Source organism: Streptomyces sp. NPDC101191, from assembly GCF_044767915.1.
Classification (GTDB): Bacteria; Actinomycetota; Actinomycetes; order Streptomycetales; family Streptomycetaceae; genus Streptomyces.
This window is the reverse complement of record NZ_JBIWOU010000010.1, coordinates 1-15,768: the sequence shown is the minus strand read 5'-3', so window position 1 is coordinate 15,768 and position 15,768 is coordinate 1. Positions and strand designations below refer to the sequence as shown.

The following is a 15,768-nucleotide window of genomic DNA, read 5'->3' as shown; positions in this document are numbered from 1 at the left end:
GTCCTTGGTCCCGGGATGATGGACCTGAAGTCCCGTCTGCTGTGAGATCGGGCACTTTGCCCGCAATGTCACTTCGCCCGGACCTGCGCCCGAAGCACCCGGGCCACGAGTGACGACGGCCGCGCGCATACGTACACACGTACGCGAAGGGGCCCGGAACCGTCCATGGTTCCGGGCCCCTTCGTCGGACTCGGCGCGTCAGGCCGTGCGTGCCGGCCGGCGATCAGGCCAGCGGCAGGCGCTCCAGCTGGGACTGGATGCGGGCGATGTCCTCGTCCGCCTTGGCGAGGCGGGTGCGGATCTTGTCGACCACGTTGTCCGGCGCCTTGGCCAGGAAGGCCTCGTTGCCGAGCTTGCCCTCGGCCTGCGCCTTCTCCTTCTCCGCCGCGGCGAGGTCCTTCGCGAGGCGCTTGCGCTCGGCGGCGACGTCGATCGTGCCCGACAGGTCGAGCGAGACCGTCGCACCGGCGACCGGCAGGGAGGCGGTGGCGGCGAAGCCCTCGCCCTCCGGCTGGAGGCGCAGCAGCTGACGGATGGCCGCCTCGTGCGCCGCGAGCGGCGTGCCGTCCAGCTCCAGGCGGGCCGGGACCTTCTGGCCGGGCTGGAGACCCTGGTCGGCACGGAAGCGGCGCACCTCGGTGACGACCTGCTGCAGGTTCTCGATCTCCGACTCGGCGGCCTCGTCGCGGAAGCCGCTGTCGGTCGGCCACTCGGCGATGACCAGGGACTCGCGCCCGGTGAGCGTGGTCCACAGCGCGTCGGTGACGAACGGGACGATCGGGTGCAGCAGGCGCAGCATGACGTCCAGGACCTCGCCGAGGACCCGGCCGGAGACCTTGGCCTGCTCGCCGCCGGCGAAGAACGTCGTCTTCGACAGCTCGACGTACCAGTCGAAGACCTCGTCCCACGCGAAGTGGTAGAGCGCGTCGCTGAGCTTCGCGAACTGGTAGTCCTCGTAGTACGCGTCGACCTGGGCGACCGTCTTGTTGAGACGGGACAGGATCCAGCGGTCGGTCGCGGACAGCTGCTCGACCGGGGGCAGTTCGCCCTCGATCGTCGCGCCGTTCATGAGCGCGAAGCGCGTGGCGTTCCAGATCTTGTTGGCGAAGTTCCGGGAGGCCTTGACCCAGTCCTCGCCGATCGGGACGTCGACACCGGGGTTGGCGCCGTTGGCCAGGGTGAAGCGGACGGCGTCGGAGCCGTACTGGTCCATCCAGTCCAGCGGGTTGACCACGTTGCCGAAGGACTTCGACATCTTCTTGCCGTTCTGGTCACGGACCATGCCGTGCAGGGCGATGGTGTGGAACGGCGGGGTGCCGTCCATCGCGTAGAGGCCGAACATCATCATCCGGGCGACCCAGAAGAAGAGGATGTCGTAGCCGGTGACCAGGACGGAGTTCGGGTAGAACTTCGCGAGGCTCTCGGTCTGCTCGGGCCAGCCGAGCGTGGAGAACGGCCACAGGCCGGAGGAGAACCAGGTGTCGAGGACGTCGGTGTCCTGGTGCCAGCCCTCGCCCGCCGGCGGCTGCTCGTCCGGGCCGACGCAGACGACTTCGCCGTTCGGGCCGTACCAGACCGGGATGCGGTGACCCCACCACAACTGGCGCGAGATGCACCAGTCGTGCAGGTTGTCGACCCAGTCGAAGTACCGCTTCTCCATCTCCTGCGGGTGGATCTTGACCTTGCCGTCGCGGACCGCGTCGCCGGCCGCCTTCGCGAGCGGGCCGACCTTGACCCACCACTGCATGGACAGGCGCGGCTCGATGGTGGTCTTGCAGCGCGAGCAGTGGCCGACGGAGTGGGTGTACGGACGCTTCTCGGCGACGATCCGGCCCTCGGCGCGCAGCGCGGCGACGATGGCGGAACGGGCCTCCAGGCGGTCCAGGCCCAGGAAGGGGCCGTGGACGGTGATGACCGCGTGCTCGTCCATGACGGCGATCGACGGCAGGTCGTGCCGCTGGCCGATCTCGAAGTCGTTCGGGTCGTGAGCCGGCGTCACCTTGACGGCGCCGGTGCCGAACTCGGGGTCGACGTGCTCGTCGGCGACGACCGGGATGCGCCGGCCGGTCAGCGGCAGCTCGATCTCGGTGCCGACCAGGTGCTTGTAGCGCTCGTCGTCCGGGTGGACGGCGACGGCCGTGTCACCCAGCATCGTCTCGGCGCGGGTGGTGGCGACGACGATCTCCGTGTCGCCCTCGCCGTACCGGATGGAGACGAGCTCGCCGTCGTCGTCCTGGTACTCGACCTCGATGTCGGAGATCGCGGTGAGGCAGCGCGGGCACCAGTTGATGATCCGCTCGGCGCGGTAGATCAGCTCGTCGTCGTAGAGCTTCTTGAAGATGGTCTGGACGGCCTGCGAGAGGCCCTCGTCCATGGTGAAGCGCTCACGGGACCAGGCGACGCCGTCGCCGAGGCGGCGCATCTGGCCGGAGATCTGGCCACCGGACTCGGCCTTCCACTGCCAGACGCGCTCGACGAACGCCTCGCGGCCCAGGTCGTGGCGGGACTTGCCCTCCTTGGCGAGCTCACGCTCGACGACGTTCTGGGTGGCGATGCCGGCGTGGTCCATGCCGGGCTGCCACAGCGTCTCGTAACCCTGCATGCGCTTGCGGCGGGTGAGGGCGTCGATCAGCGTGTGCTCGAAGGCGTGGCCCAGGTGGAGCGAGCCGGTGACGTTCGGCGGCGGGATGACGATCGTGTACGGCGGCTTGTCGCTCTTCTCGTCCGCCTCGAAGTACCCGCGCTCTACCCAGCGCTCGTACAGCGGCCCCTCTACCTCGGCCGGCGTGTACTGGGTCGGCAATTCGGTGGTGGCTGCTGTCTGCTGCTGAGTGTTCTCGGTCACGGGGCCAGTTTAGGGGTGTCCCGGGCCGCCACAGAAACTCGATTGTTCGGTAACGGTGTGCCCCCCACCGTCCCGGCGGTGCCCGGCTTCCGACAGGATGTTCGCCAGGCATAAACATCCTGTGAGGGGAACCTGTCCATGAGCTACAACCAGCCGGGCCCGTACGGCGGCCAGCCGCAGCAGCCCGGGCCCTACGGCCAGCCGGGTCCCTACGGCCAGCAGCCCCAGCCCGGGCCGTACGGCCAGCCGCAGGCCCCGCAGCCCGGTTACGGCTACCCGCAGCAGGCCCCGCAGGGCGTCCCGCCGCAGCAGCCGTACGGCTACCCGCAGCAGCCCCAGCAGCCCGGCCCCTACGGCCAGCCGCCCCAGCAGCCCCCGTACGGCGCCCCGCAGGGCCCGGGCGGCTACGTGCCCCCGCCGCCGGCCGGCAAGAAGAGCCCGGCCGGCTGGATCATCGGCGGCATCGCCGTGGTGGCGGCGATCGGAGTGGGCGCATACTTCGTGCTGGGCGGCGGGGGCGGCTCCAGCGTCGCGGACGACGGCCCGCACAAGCTGATCACGCCGGAGACGGTGCTCGGCGAGTACAAGAAGTCCCCGGACGAGAGCCAGTCGAGCGATGACGACGACTTCCTCAAGGACGCCGAGAAGAACGGCGTCAAGAACGCCAAGCAGGTCAAGGCCTCGTACCAGGTGAAGGACGACGCGAACCCGCTGGCCGGAAAGCTGCTCCAGTTCGGCGGCGTCTACGGCCAGATCGACGACCCCGAGAAGGTCGTCGACGGCGTCTTCGCGAACATGAAGGCGGAGGCCTCGAAGGACAAGAAGGGCGAGGCGGAACTCATCGGTGAGCCTCAGTCGTACTCTCCCGCCGAACTCGACGGCGCGATCCTCAAGTGCCAGCAGATGAAGAGCAAGCCTGACACCGGTGACACCAGCCCCGGCCCGAAGGAGTTCACCATGACGGTGTGCGTGTGGGGCGACCACAGCACGCTGGGCTTCGTGATCCCGATGGACATGGCCTCGATGCTCGCCGGCAAGGGCACCGATCCTGCGACCGCCGCCGCCACGACGGCCAAGCTCCGTAAGGAAGTCCGCGTCAAGGCCTGATCGGGCCCAGGACACGACAAAGGGGCGCCCCGCCGGTGGACCGGCGGGGCGCCCCTTTTCGTTCGCTATGTACGCTGTGCCGCTACGCGCTCTTCTCGTGCCTGCCGTCGTTCTTCACGATCCGCGGGACCAGCGTCGGGTTGACGTTGTTGCGGACGACGTCGGCCGTGATGACGACGCGGGCCACGTCCTTGCGGGACGGGACCTCGTACATCACCGACTGGAGGACCTCCTCCATGATGGCGCGCAGGCCACGGGCGCCGGTGCCGCGGAGGATGGCCTGGTCGGCGATGGCCTCCAGGGCGGGGCGGTCGAAGTCCAGCTCCACGCCGTCGAGTTCGAAGAGGCGCTGGTACTGCTTCACCAGCGCGTTGCGCGGCTCGACGAGGATCTTCAGGAGGGCTTCGCGGTCCAGGTTGTGGACGGAGGTGATGACGGGGAGACGGCCGATGAACTCGGGGATCATCCCGAACTTCACCAGGTCCTCCGGCATGACCTCCTGGAACTGGTCGCTGGCCTCGATCTCGCGCTTGGAGCGGATGGTCGCCCCGAAGCCGATGCCCTTGGCGCCCGCCCGCGACTCGATGATCTTCTCCAGGCCGGCGAAGGCGCCGCCCACGATGAAGAGCACGTTCGTCGTGTCGATCTGGATGAACTCCTGGTGCGGGTGCTTCCGGCCGCCCTGCGGCGGGACGGAGGCCGTGGTGCCCTCCAGGATCTTCAGCAGGGCCTGCTGCACGCCCTCGCCGGAGACGTCGCGCGTGATCGACGGGTTTTCGCTCTTACGGGCGACCTTGTCGATCTCGTCGATGTAGATGATCCCGGTCTCGGCCTTCTTGACGTCGTAGTCGGCCGCCTGGATCAGCTTGAGCAGGATGTTCTCGACGTCCTCGCCGACGTAGCCCGCCTCCGTCAGCGCCGTCGCGTCGGCGATGGCGAACGGCACGTTGAGCATGCGGGCCAGCGTCTGGGCCAGCAGCGTCTTGCCGGAGCCCGTGGGGCCCAGCAGCAGGATGTTGGACTTCGCCAGCTCGATGGCGTCGTCACGGCCCGCGCCGCCGCCGTTCTCGCCGGCCTGGACGCGCTTGTAGTGGTTGTACACCGCGACCGAGAGGGCCTTCTTGGCCGGCTCCTGGCCGACCACGTAGCCCTCGAGGAACTCGTAGATCTCGCGGGGCTTGGGAAGCTCTTCCCAGCGCACTTCGCTCGTCTCGGCGAGTTCTTCCTCGATGATCTCGTTACAGAGGTCGATGCACTCGTCGCAGATGTACACACCGGGGCCTGCGATGAGCTTCTTCACCTGCTTCTGGCTCTTTCCGCAGAACGAGCACTTGAGCAGGTCGCCGCCATCACCGATGCGTGCCACGAGGTGCTTCCCCTTCGCCTGGGAGCGCTTGGTTCAGCGACTCCTGGTGCCTCATATTCGACGGTACCTTGCCGGGCCCCCCGTTCGGGCCCCCCTTGGCGCGGTTGGCATGGATGGAATTCGGCCACACCAACCGCGGCGAGGGAAGGTCGAGCGTCAGGCTGCCGCGGCGGCCGTGCTCTTGCGGGTCGAGACGATCTGGTCGATCAGGCCGTACGCCAGGGCGTCCTCGGCCGTCAGGATCTTGTCACGCTCGATGTCGTCGCGGATCTTCTCGATCGGCGTCGAGGAGTGCTTGGCCAGCATCTCCTCCAGCTGGTTGCGCATGCGCAGGATCTCGTTGGCCGCGATCTCCAGGTCCGAGAGCTGCTCACGGCCGGTGCCGCCGGACGGCTGGTGGATCAGCACGCGCGCGTTCGGCAGGGCCATCCGCTTGCCGGGGGTGCCGGCGGCGAGCAGCACGGCCGCGGCGGAGGCCGCCTGGCCCATGCAGACCGTCTGGATGTCCGGCTTCACGAACTGCATCGTGTCGTAGATGGCCGTGAGGGCGGTGAAGGAGCCGCCCGGGCTGTTGATGTAGATCGAGATGTCGCGGTCCGGGTCCATCGACTCCAGGCACAGCAGCTGCGCCATGACGTCGTTGGCGGAGGCGTCGTCGATCTGCACGCCGAGGAAGATCACGCGCTCCTCGAAGAGCTTCGCGTACGGGTCGTACTCACGCACGCCCTGCGAGGTGCGCTCGACGAAGCGCGGAACGACGTAGCGATTGTCCACCTGCGGGCCGCTGTAGAGGCCGCTCGCGGAGAAGTTCGGGGTCATGGGGCTGTTCACCATCCTGAGGGCGATCGGTGGGCTGGGGCTGTCGGAGCGGGCTGCCGGGGCTCAGGCGCCCGTGCCGCCGCCGCCCGGAACACCCGCGGCGTGCGTGATGATGTCGTCGATGAGGCCGTACTCCTTGGCCTCCTCCGCGGTGAACCAGCGGTCACGGTCGCCGTCGCGGATGATCGCCTCGACGGTCTGGCCGGAGTGGTGCGCGGTGATCTCGGCCATGCGCTTCTTCGTACGGAGAAGGTACTCGGCCTGGATCTTGATGTCGGAGGCCGTGCCACCGATGCCGGCGGAGCCCTGGTGCATCAGGATGTCGGTGTTCGGCAGCGCGAAGCGCTTGCCGGGGGTGCCGCCGGTGAGCAGGAACTGGCCCATCGAGGCCGCCATGCCCATACCGATGGTCACGACGTCGTTGGGGATGTACTGCATGGTGTCGTAGACGGCCATGCCGGCCGTCACGGAGCCACCAGGGCTGTTGATGTACAGGTAGATGTCCTTCTCCGGGTCGGCGGCCAGGAGGAGCATCTGTGCGGTGATCTTGTTGGCGATCTCGTCGTCGACCTGCTGGCCGAGGAAGATGATCCGCTCACCGAGCAGCCGGTTGTAGACATGGTCGCCGAGGCCGCCACCGATGGACGGCTCACCCGCGGCGTAAGGCTTCAGATTCGTCACGTATCCACCTGCTCGTCTCCGACGGCCACGGGCCGTCTCGCGTCTCGTTCGGAGGGCAGTGCCCTCGTATTCATGGACCCTAACGCGCAGGTAGGACAACGCCATCCCGGTTCCCGAACTGTTCGCTGGGAGCGCAAGGTAGTTGGGCACGCATAAACGGGTCACGAGGGGATTCCCGAGGGGATCCCGGTACGTCCACGGGCCCGGCGCACAGCAGTGCGTCCGGGCCCGTGGCGCGGGGTTCAGCGCGAGGCGCGGGCCTCCCGGTGAGCCTTACTTCTCCTCGGCGACCTCGGCGTCACCGGTGACGGCCTCGACCGTCTCGGTGGCCTGCTCGTCGTCCTCGTCGGACAGGTCGACGACCTGGCCGTTGGTGTCGACGACCTTGGCGGCCTCGACGACGACCGCGAGGGCCTTGCCGCGGGCGACCTCGCCGACCAGCATCGGCACCTGGCCGCCCTGGACGACGGCCTGGGCGAACTGGTCGGGGGACATGCCGGAGGAGGCGGCGCGGCGCATGAGGTGCTCGGTGAGCTCCTCCTGGTCCACGTTCAGCTCCTCCTTGGAGACCAGCTCGTCGAGCAGGAACTGGGTCTTGATGCCCTTGACCGCCTGCTCCTTGGTCTCGGCGTCGAACTCCTCGACCGTCTTGCCCTGGAACTCCAGGTACTTCTCGAGGGTCAGGCCCATCTGACCGAGCTGGTGGTGCTGCAGGTTGTGCTTGCGGGTGTTGATCTCGTCCTCGAGCAGCTTCTCGGGAACGGGGATCTCCGCGAGCTCCAGGAACTTCTCCAGGACGCGCTCCTGGGCCTGGGTGGCCTGGTCGAACTGCTTCATGTTCTCGAGGCGCTTGCGGCTGTCGGCCTTGAGCTCGTCGAGGGTGTCGAACTCCGACGCCATCTGGGCGAACTCGTCGTCCAGCTCGGGGAGCTCGCGGGCGGCGACGGCGGTGACCTTGACGGTGACCTCGGCGTCCTTACCCTCGGCGGAGCCGCCCTTCAGCTGCGAGGTGAAGGTGGCCTCGCCGCCGGCCTCCAGGCCGGTGACGGCCTCGTCGATGCCGTCGAGCAGCTCGCCGGAACCGATGGTGTACGAGACGTCGGAGGCGACGCCGTCGGGGAGGACCTCGCCGTCGACCTTGGCCTCGAGGTCGATCGTGACGACGTCACCCTCGGCGGCGGCGCGCTCGACCGGGTTGGTGGAGGCGAAGCGCTCGCGCAGCTGCTCCACGGACTTCTCGACGTCCTCGTCGGTGACCTCGACGGCGTCGACCTCGACCTCGATGCCGGAGTAGTCCGGGATCTCGATGGCCGGGCGGATGTCGACCTCAGCGGTGAAGGCCAGCTTGTCGCCGTCCTTCAGCTCGGTGATGTCGACCTCGGGCTGACCCAGCGGGTTGACCTCGGCCTCGTTGACCGCCTCGGTGTACAGCTTGGGGAGGGCGTCGTTCACGGCCTCCTCGAGCACGGCACCGCGGCCGAAGCGCTGGTCGATGACACGCGCCGGGATCTTGCCCTTACGGAAGCCCTTGACCGTGACCTGCTGGTTGATCTTCTTGTACGCCGCGTCGAGGCTGTCCTTGAGCTCCTCGAAGGGCACCTCGACAGTGAGCCGAACCCGGGTCGGGTTCAGGGTCTCCACGGCGCTCTTCACGGTTCGGTCTCCTTGATGGCTGATTCCTGGTTTCCGGCGGCGCCGCCCGTGGCGGTTCCGGCCGATCGGCCCGGTCAGAGAGACACACGGGCACGCAGCTTGCATAGTAACCGCAAGCGCGGCGCGCCCCACAACGTGATCTTTGCTGGTCGGGGTGGCGGGATTTGAACCCACGGCCTTCCGCTCCCAAAGCGGACGCGCTACCAAGCTGCGCCACACCCCGTCGGTGCGACACGTAGGGTACATGGACGGGGACGGTGCGACGTCCCCACTTTCCGAGGGACGTGCGGGGACCTCCCGGAACCCGCTACGATGGCGTCCGTGCCGCCGCGGAGATCACTCCCGGTGCGCTGCTCGCGGGCGTAGCTCAATGGTAGAGCCCTAGTCTTCCAAACTAGCTACGCGGGTTCGATTCCCGTCGCCCGCTCCGTACGTCGAAGGCCCGCCGGACAGAGTCCGGCGGGCCTTCGACGTACGCGCTCAGAACTTGATGGAGCCGACGGTCTGCGTTATCGAGTCGAGGAAGCGCTGGATGTCGTCGGCCATGCCCGTGGAGGCGAGGAAGAAGCCGAAGAGCACCGCGACGACGGCCGGTCCGGCCTTCAGGCTCCCGCCACGGATCAGCACCACCATGATGATCGCCAACAGCAGCACCACGGACAGTGAAATGGCCACAACTGATCACACCCTCGGTCGGTCAAGCTTGCCGCCCGGGAGCGCACGTCACAGAACACCCCCGCCGCATCTATCGTGCCACCAACTTCTTGCCCGCTGCGGGTGGGTGACGAATCGTCGGCGCAAGAATCAGGCCAACGTGACGAATTTCGTCTTGATCACGGCGTCGGAGCGCCGGGCTCCGTGAGCCCCAGCAGTGCCCGGACCCGGGCGTACTTGGCGGTGAGCCGCTCCCGGGTCGGGGCGTCGAGGACGGCGAGCCGGACCGGGTCGGCGTTGTGCGCGAGGTCGGACTCCTTGACCAGGAGCGCGCCCGGGGTGGCCAGAATTCGGCGGGTGTAGTCCTCGGTCCCCTCCCCCGGCCTCTTCGTGAGAGCCAGGACCATCGCCTTGGTCTCCGCCGGCAGGGCGGCCGCCGTCAGCCAGGCCTCGGTCAGGGCGTCATCCTCGACGGAGTCGTGCAGCCAGGCCGCCGCGATCTGCGCGTCGCTGCCGCCCCGCGTCCGTACGCCCTCGGCGACGGCCCGCAGGTGCTCGGCGTAGGGGCGGCCCGCCTTGTCCGTCTGCCCCGCGTGGGCGGCGACGGCGAGGGCCTCGATCTCGGCGAGGCCGAGGTGGGGGGTGCCGGTCATGGCGGCCAGCGTAGTGCGGCGACGCGGCCGGGCGCCGGGGTCAGCGGGGCATGGACGCGCAGGGCCACGAGGCGGGCGTCCCCGGGCGGCGGAAGGATGCGTGCGGGGGTGCGCAGGACGAGGTTCCCGGCCCGGTTCGCCGGGATGCACGGCGTCTCGCCGTCCATGTCGGCGTACCGGGACCCGCGGTCTACCCGTTGCGGCTGATCAGGAGCAGCGCGCGGTCGTCGTTGACGTCCTTCGCGCAGGCCTCGATGAGATGCCAGGCGGCGCCCTCGAACCCGGAGGCGACGTAGCGGTCGGCCTCGCCGGTGAGGCGGTCGATGCCCTCGGCGATGTCGCGGTCGGCGCTCTCGACGAGGCCGTCGGTGAAGAGCATGAGGACGTCGCCGGGGCGCAGGGAGCCCTTGACCGGGTGGAACTCGGCGCCGTCGTAGACGCCGAGGAGCGGGCCGTCGGCGGCCTTCTCCTCCCAGCGTCCGCTGCCCGCGTGCAGCTGGAGCGCGGGCAGGTGGCCGGCGGAGAGGAGTTCGTAGTCGCCGGACTCCAGGTCGAGGACCAGGTGGATGGAGGTGGCGAAGCCCTCGTCCCAGTCCTGGCGCAGCAGGTAGCCGTTGGCGGCGGGCAGGAAGCCGTGCGGCGGCAGCGAGCCGAGCAGTCCCCCGAAGGCGCCGGAGAGCAGCAGGGCGCGGGAGCCCGCGTCCATGCCCTTGCCGGAGACGTCGGTGAGCAGGACCTCCAGGGTGCGGCCGCCGTGGGTGCGGGCGGCGACGACGAAGTCGCCGGAGAAGGACTGGCCGCCGGCCGGGCGCAGCGCCATCTCGTGGTGCCAGCCGGCCGGGAGGCGGGGCAGCGCGCTCTGCACGCGGATGCGTTCGCGGAGGTCGAAGAGCATGGTGCCGCCGCGCCGCCAGGGCACGCCGACGCGGGCCCGGAACTGGGCGATGAGCAGCCCGAAGAGTCCGCAGGCCGCGACGACCAGGACGGTGCCGGGGGTGACCCGGGCCGGGCCCTGGGTGTACGGGCCGAGCACCACGGACTCGACGATGAGCGCGCCCGCGGCCGCCGCGTACAGGCCGAGGAGGCTGGCCGGGCGCAGGATCAGCCCGCCGGCGACGATCGGCAGCACGAGTGCCACGGGAGAGCACCACACGGGGTTCACGAGCGTGCCGCAGGCGATGGCCGGGACGGTGAGGAGGAGTCCCACGAGGGCGACCCAGTCGGAGCCGTCGCCGCGGAAGTAGTCGACGCCGGATCGGCGCAGCGCGACGCGGGCCCGGTGGGCGCTCTTGCGCATCCGGGCCGCGTACGAGTCCACTCCGCCGCGACGTCCCATTGGCCTGGACCCTATCCACCCGATCGGAGCTCGTGCAGGGGGACCCAGGTGACATTGCATTCGAAATCGGGTCGCGTCGGTCCGGAGGGCGCTGATATCGATGGCATATGACGACTGAGCTGCGGGTGCTCGACCCTGCTGATTGGGACAAGTGGTACGCCGTCCTGGAACTCGCGTTCGGAGGTGTCCCCGAGGCCGACGAGGAGCGGAAGCTCTGGCAGGAGCTCACGGAGCACGAGCGGTTCATCGGCGCGTGGGAAGGGGACCGCTGCGTCGGCACGGCGGGCGCGTTCACCTTCCGCCTGTCCGTGCCGGGCGGCGCGGTGGTGCCGGCGGCCGGCGTCACGATGGTCAGCGTGGCCGGCACCCACCGGCGGCGGGGCGTCCTCACCTCGATGATGCGGCGCCAGCTGGAGGACGTGCGGTCCTGGGGCGAGCCGCTGGCGGTGCTCACGGCCTCGGAGCCGGAGATCTACGGGCGGTTCGGGTACGGCGTGGGCGCGTACTCGGCGCACGGGGCGATCGACACGACCCGGGTGCGGCTCGTGGTGCCGGAGGGCACGGACGGGGTGTCGCTGCGGGTGACGTCGCCGACGGAGGCGCTCGACGCGACCGAGGCGGTGTACGCGCGGCTGGTCACCACGCGGCCCGGGATGCTGGAGCGGCGGCCCGGCTGGGAGCGGCTGGCGCTGATCGACCCGCCGGGCGACCGCGAGGGCGCCTCGCCGCGGCAGTGCGTGCTCGCGGAGCGGGACGGCGAGGTCGTGGGGTACGCGCACTACGCCATCAAGCCGGAGTGGTCCTTCGCGGGTGCCAACGGTTCTGTTTCGGTGCAGCAGTTGGCGGGGCTCGACCCGGTGGCGGAGGCGGCGCTGTGGCGCTTCCTGTGCTCGGTGGACCTCACCTCGTCCGTGGGGTTCCGCAGCCGGCCGGTGGACGACGCCTGGCAGCACCTGGTCACGGACCTTCGGCGCTGCGAGCCGACGCTGCGGGACGCGCTGCACGTGCGGCTGGTGGACGTGGGCGCGGCGCTCGCGGCGCGGACCTACCAGACCCCGGTGGACGTGGTGTTCGAGCTCACGGACGCCTTCTGCCCCTGGAACGAGGGGCGTTGGCGGTTGAGCGGGGACCTGGAGGGCGCGGTGTGCGTGCGGACGGGGGACGCCGCGGATCTCTCGCTGTCCGTGCGGGAGCTGGGCGCGGCGTATCTGGGTGGCGCGTCGCTGCTGTCGCTCGCCGCGGCGGGACGGGTGCGGGAGGTGCGGCCGGGGGCGCTCCGGGAGGCCTCGGTCGCCTTCGGGTCACCTGTCGCGCCGTGGCTGCCGCACGGGTTCTGACGTCCGGGTCAGCGCGTCTGGCAGCCGGGGCACCAGAACAGGTTGCGGGCCGCCAGGTCGGCGGTGCGGATCTCCGTGTGGCAGATGTGGCAGGGCAGGTGCGCGCGGCGGTAGACGTAGACCTCGCCGCCGTGGTCGTCGACGCGGGGCGGGCGGCCCATCGCCTCGGGGGTGTGCTCGGGGCGGACCGTGTCGATGCGGTTCAGGCGGACGCCCTCCCGCATCAGCTCGGCCAGGTCGTCCCAGACCGCCCGCCACTCCCGCTCGGTCAGGTCCCTGCCCGCCCGGTAGGGGTCGATGCCGTGGCGGAAGAGGACCTCGGCGCGGTAGACGTTGCCGACGCCCGCGACGACCTTCTGGTCCATGAGCAGGGCGGCGACGGTCGTGCGGGACTTCGAGACGCGGCGCCAGGCCTTCTCGGGGCCGTCCGCGGCGCGCAGCGGGTCGGGGCCGAGCCGGTCGTGTATCGCCTGCTTCTCGGCGTCGGTGATCAGCGCGCAGGTGGTCGGGCCGCGCAGGTCCACGTAGGCGTCGGGGTTCGCGAGGCGCAGCCGGACGGTGTCGGTGGGCGGCGGCGCGGGGGCGTCCCCGAAGCCGACCTTGCCGAAGAGGCCCAGGTGGATGTGGACCCACTCGTCTCCGGGGAAGCCGAGGAAGAGGTGCTTGCCGTGGGCCTCGGTGTCCGTGAGCACGGTGCCGTCGAGGAGGGCGGCGGAGTCGGCGAACTTGCCCTGGGGGCTGGAGACGCGCACAGGCCGGCCGCCGAACCGTTCCCGGTAGTCGGCGGCCAGCCGGTGGATGGTGTGCCCTTCGGGCATCAGGCGGTGGGCTCCTGCGGGTGGTGCGCCGGGATCGGCGGCAGCTCGCCGGTGGTCTCGTACGCCGCGAGCATGTCGATGCGGCGCGTGTGGCGCTCGTCACCCGAGTAGGGGGTCTTGAGGAAGACCTCGACGAAGGTGGTGGCCTCGTCCTGGGAGTGCATGCGGGCGCCGACGGCGACGACGTTGGCGTTGTTGTGCTCGCGGCCGAGGGCGGCGGTCTGCACGCTCCAGGCGAGGGCGGCGCGCACCCCCTTGACCTTGTTGGCGGCGATCTGCTCGCCGTTGCCGGAGCCGCCGATCACGATGCCGAGGCTGTCCGGGTCGGCGGCCGTCCTCTCCGCGGCGCGCAGGCAGAACGGCGGGTAGTCGTCCTGGGCGTCGTAGATGTGGGGACCGCAGTCGACGGGCTCGTGGCCGTGGGCCTTCAGCCACTCGACGAGGTGGTTCTTGAGTTCGTATCCGGCGTGGTCGGAGCCGAGGTAGACGCGCATGGTCACGAGTGTGGCACGCCAGGTGCGGGGTAGCGGTCAGCGGGGTCGGGACCTTGGTCCGGGACTTCCGTCCCATTGGTCCGGACCTTATGTCCTGAATCACGATCCGGAATCAGCTCTTCCGTACTGACGGGTCTCCGGGTTACATGTCTCCGGCTCGTGACCCGAGCCAGCCCCCCACACGAAGGAAGCGTTCATGAACACGCAGCCGACCCTGGCGAAGGAAGGCGGTAGCACCGGAAACACCGGTGATTCCCAGCTCTCCCCCGGCACCAACGGCTCCGACGGCCTCAAGGCCGGACTCAAGAACCGCCACCTGTCGATGATCGCCATCGGCGGCGTCATCGGTGCCGGCCTCTTCGTCGGTTCCGGCTCCGGCATCGCCGCGGCCGGCCCCGCCATCCTGCTCTCCTACGCGCTCGTCGGCGCCATGGTCGTCTTCGTGATGCGGATGCTCGGCGAGATGGCCGCCGCCCGCCCGTCCTCCGGCTCCTTCTCGGCCTACGCCGACCAGGCGCTCGGCCGCTGGGCCGGCTTCACCATCGGCTGGCTGTACTGGTTCTTCTGGGTCGTCGTGCTCGCCGTCGAGGCGACCGCCGGCGCCAAGATCCTGGAGGGCTGGATCCCGGCCGTCCCGCAGTGGGCCTGGGCGCTCATCGTGATGGTCGTGCTCACCGCCACCAACCTGGGCTCCGTCGCCTCGTACGGCGAGTTCGAGTTCTGGTTCGCCGGCATCAAGGTCGTCGCCATCGCCGCCTTCGTCGTCATCGGCTTCCTCGCCGTCTTCGGCGTGCTGCCGGGCTCGGACAACCCGGGCGCGGGCCTCGCGCACCTCACCGACGCCGGGGGCTTCTTCCCGATGGGCGCGGGCGCGATCCTCACCGGTGTCCTGATGGTCGTCTTCTCCTTCATGGGCAGCGAGATCGTCACCCTGGCCGCCGGCGAGTCCGAGGACCCGCAGCGTGCCGTCACCAAGGCCACCAACAGCGTGATCTGGCGGATCGGCGTCTTCTACCTGGGCTCGATCTTCGTGGTCCTGACCCTGCTGCCGTGGAACGACAAGTCGATCCTCGAGAAGGGCTCGTACGTCGCCGCCCTCGACTCCATCGGCATCCCGGCCGCCGGCCAGATCATGAACGTGATCGTCCTGACCGCCGTCCTGTCCTGCCTGAACTCGGGCCTCTACACCGCCTCCCGCATGGCCTTCTCGCTCGGCCGGCGCGGTGACGCGCCCAAGGCCTTCGCCCGCGCCAACAAGCGCGGTGTGCCGACGGTGGCCATCCTCGCCTCGGTGGTCTTCGGCTTCGTCGCGGTCTTCTTCAACTACAAGTGGCCCGACACCGTCTTCGCCTTCCTGCTGAACTCCTCCGGCGCCGTCGCCCTCTTCGTCTGGCTGGTCATCTGCCTCACCCAGCTGAAGATGCGCGGGATCATCCAGCGCGAGTCGCCCGAGAAGCTGGTCGTGAAGATGTGGCTCTTCCCGTACCTGACCTGGGCCACCGCCGCGATGATCACCTTCGTCCTCGGCTACATGGTCTACGACGGCGGCAGCAACCGTGAGCAGGTCGTGCTCTCGCTGCTCGTCGCGGCGCTCGTGCTCGCGATCGGCCTGGTCAAGGACAAGCTCGTGAAGGCCAAGGGCACGCCGGAGCTCACCGACGAGGTCTGACCCCACCGCCTGACGTGAACCGTCAGGCAGCCGCGAAGGCTCTCCGTACACCGACCGGTTCGGGAACGGAGAGCCTTTGCGCGTCCGGCGCCCTGCCGTCCGGCGTCCCCGCCCGGCAGGCCGTCCGGCGCGATCCGCCCGGCCACGTCCGGCGCGATCCGCCCGGCCACGTCCGGCGCGATCCGCCCGGCCACGTCCGGCGCGATCCGCCCGGCCACGTCCGGCGCGATCCGCCCGGCCACGTCCGGCGCGATCCGCCCGGCCACGTCCGGCGCGATCCGCCCGGCCACGTCCGGCGCGATCCGCCCGGCCACGTCCGGCGCGATCCGCCCGGCC

13 protein-coding genes and 2 tRNA genes are annotated in these 15,768 nt (G+C 69.9%); 4 read left to right on the top strand and 11 right to left on the bottom strand.

Annotated elements, in window-relative coordinates; all coding sequences use genetic code 11:
- Positions 1–223 precede the first annotated feature (223 nt).
- Positions 224–2,845: a valine--tRNA ligase gene (locus ACIRQF_RS31780; RefSeq protein ID WP_389758741.1), complete on the bottom strand. Its 2,622-nt coding sequence runs from the start codon at positions 2,843–2,845 to the stop codon at positions 224–226.
- 138 nt (positions 2,846–2,983) lie between these two features.
- Here ACIRQF_RS31780 and ACIRQF_RS31775 point away from each other — a divergent pair, with 138 nt between their 5' ends.
- On the top strand, positions 2,984–3,952 hold the full coding sequence (locus ACIRQF_RS31775; RefSeq protein WP_404097600.1) for a hypothetical protein: 969 nt from the start codon (positions 2,984–2,986) through the stop codon (positions 3,950–3,952).
- 82 nt (positions 3,953–4,034) lie between these two features.
- On the opposite strand, the gene clpX is transcribed toward ACIRQF_RS31775, so the two are convergent.
- The 5 genes from clpX to ACIRQF_RS31750 all read right to left on the bottom strand — a co-directional run bounded on the left by clpX (position 4,035) and on the right by ACIRQF_RS31750 (position 8,694).
- On the bottom strand, positions 4,035–5,318 hold the full coding sequence (clpX, locus tag ACIRQF_RS31770; RefSeq protein ID WP_360309418.1) for an ATP-dependent Clp protease ATP-binding subunit ClpX: 1,284 nt from the start codon (positions 5,316–5,318) through the stop codon (positions 4,035–4,037).
- Positions 5,319–5,474: 156 nt separating this feature from the next.
- Positions 5,475–6,137, bottom strand: a complete 663-nt coding sequence (locus ACIRQF_RS31765; RefSeq protein ID WP_376630450.1) for an ATP-dependent Clp protease proteolytic subunit — start codon at positions 6,135–6,137, stop codon at positions 5,475–5,477.
- A 63-nt stretch (positions 6,138–6,200) separates the two neighbouring features.
- Entirely contained in the window at positions 6,201–6,818 is a 618-nt protein-coding gene (locus ACIRQF_RS31760) for an ATP-dependent Clp protease proteolytic subunit (RefSeq protein ID WP_376630452.1), read from the bottom strand.
- A 273-nt stretch (positions 6,819–7,091) separates the two neighbouring features.
- Positions 7,092–8,471, bottom strand: coding sequence for a trigger factor (gene tig / locus ACIRQF_RS31755; RefSeq protein WP_376630454.1), 1,380 nt, complete (start codon positions 8,469–8,471; stop codon positions 7,092–7,094).
- A gap of 146 nt (positions 8,472–8,617) precedes the next feature.
- Positions 8,618–8,694, bottom strand: a tRNA-Pro gene (locus tag ACIRQF_RS31750).
- Between the two features lie 133 nt (positions 8,695–8,827).
- Here ACIRQF_RS31750 and ACIRQF_RS31745 point away from each other — a divergent pair.
- Positions 8,828–8,898, top strand: a tRNA-Gly gene (locus ACIRQF_RS31745).
- A 53-nt stretch (positions 8,899–8,951) separates the two neighbouring features.
- Here ACIRQF_RS31745 and ACIRQF_RS31740 read toward each other — a convergent pair.
- The 3 genes from ACIRQF_RS31740 to ACIRQF_RS31730 form a co-directional block, all read right to left on the bottom strand.
- Entirely contained in the window at positions 8,952–9,146 is a 195-nt protein-coding gene (locus ACIRQF_RS31740; protein ID WP_365720842.1) for a hypothetical protein, read from the bottom strand.
- A gap of 158 nt (positions 9,147–9,304) precedes the next feature.
- Complete coding sequence (locus ACIRQF_RS31735) at positions 9,305–9,778, bottom strand: HD domain-containing protein (protein WP_382484800.1); 474 nt, start codon at positions 9,776–9,778, stop codon at positions 9,305–9,307.
- 190 nt (positions 9,779–9,968) lie between these two features.
- Complete coding sequence (locus ACIRQF_RS31730) at positions 9,969–11,114, bottom strand: PP2C family protein-serine/threonine phosphatase (protein ID WP_382484794.1); 1,146 nt, start codon at positions 11,112–11,114, stop codon at positions 9,969–9,971.
- A gap of 107 nt (positions 11,115–11,221) precedes the next feature.
- On the opposite strand from ACIRQF_RS31730, the gene ACIRQF_RS31725 reads away from it, so the two are divergent.
- On the top strand, positions 11,222–12,451 hold the full coding sequence (locus ACIRQF_RS31725) for a GNAT family N-acetyltransferase (RefSeq protein WP_404097593.1): 1,230 nt from the start codon (positions 11,222–11,224) through the stop codon (positions 12,449–12,451).
- 8 nt (positions 12,452–12,459) lie between these two features.
- Here the strand turns inward: ACIRQF_RS31725 and ACIRQF_RS31720 are convergent, their stop codons facing one another.
- On the bottom strand, positions 12,460–13,269 hold the full coding sequence (locus ACIRQF_RS31720; RefSeq protein WP_404097590.1) for an Fpg/Nei family DNA glycosylase: 810 nt from the start codon (positions 13,267–13,269) through the stop codon (positions 12,460–12,462).
- A complete protein-coding gene (locus ACIRQF_RS31715) occupies positions 13,269–13,763 on the bottom strand; it encodes a ribose-5-phosphate isomerase (protein WP_365340029.1) in 495 nt (164 codons plus the stop codon). Before ACIRQF_RS31715 ends, ACIRQF_RS31720 begins: the two co-directional genes overlap by 1 nt.
- 196 nt (positions 13,764–13,959) lie before the next feature.
- Between ACIRQF_RS31715 and ACIRQF_RS31710 the strand changes: the two genes are divergently transcribed.
- Positions 13,960–15,432, top strand: a complete 1,473-nt coding sequence (locus ACIRQF_RS31710; protein WP_389758763.1) for an amino acid permease — start codon at positions 13,960–13,962, stop codon at positions 15,430–15,432.
- The last annotated feature ends 336 nt before the right edge of the window (positions 15,433–15,768 follow it).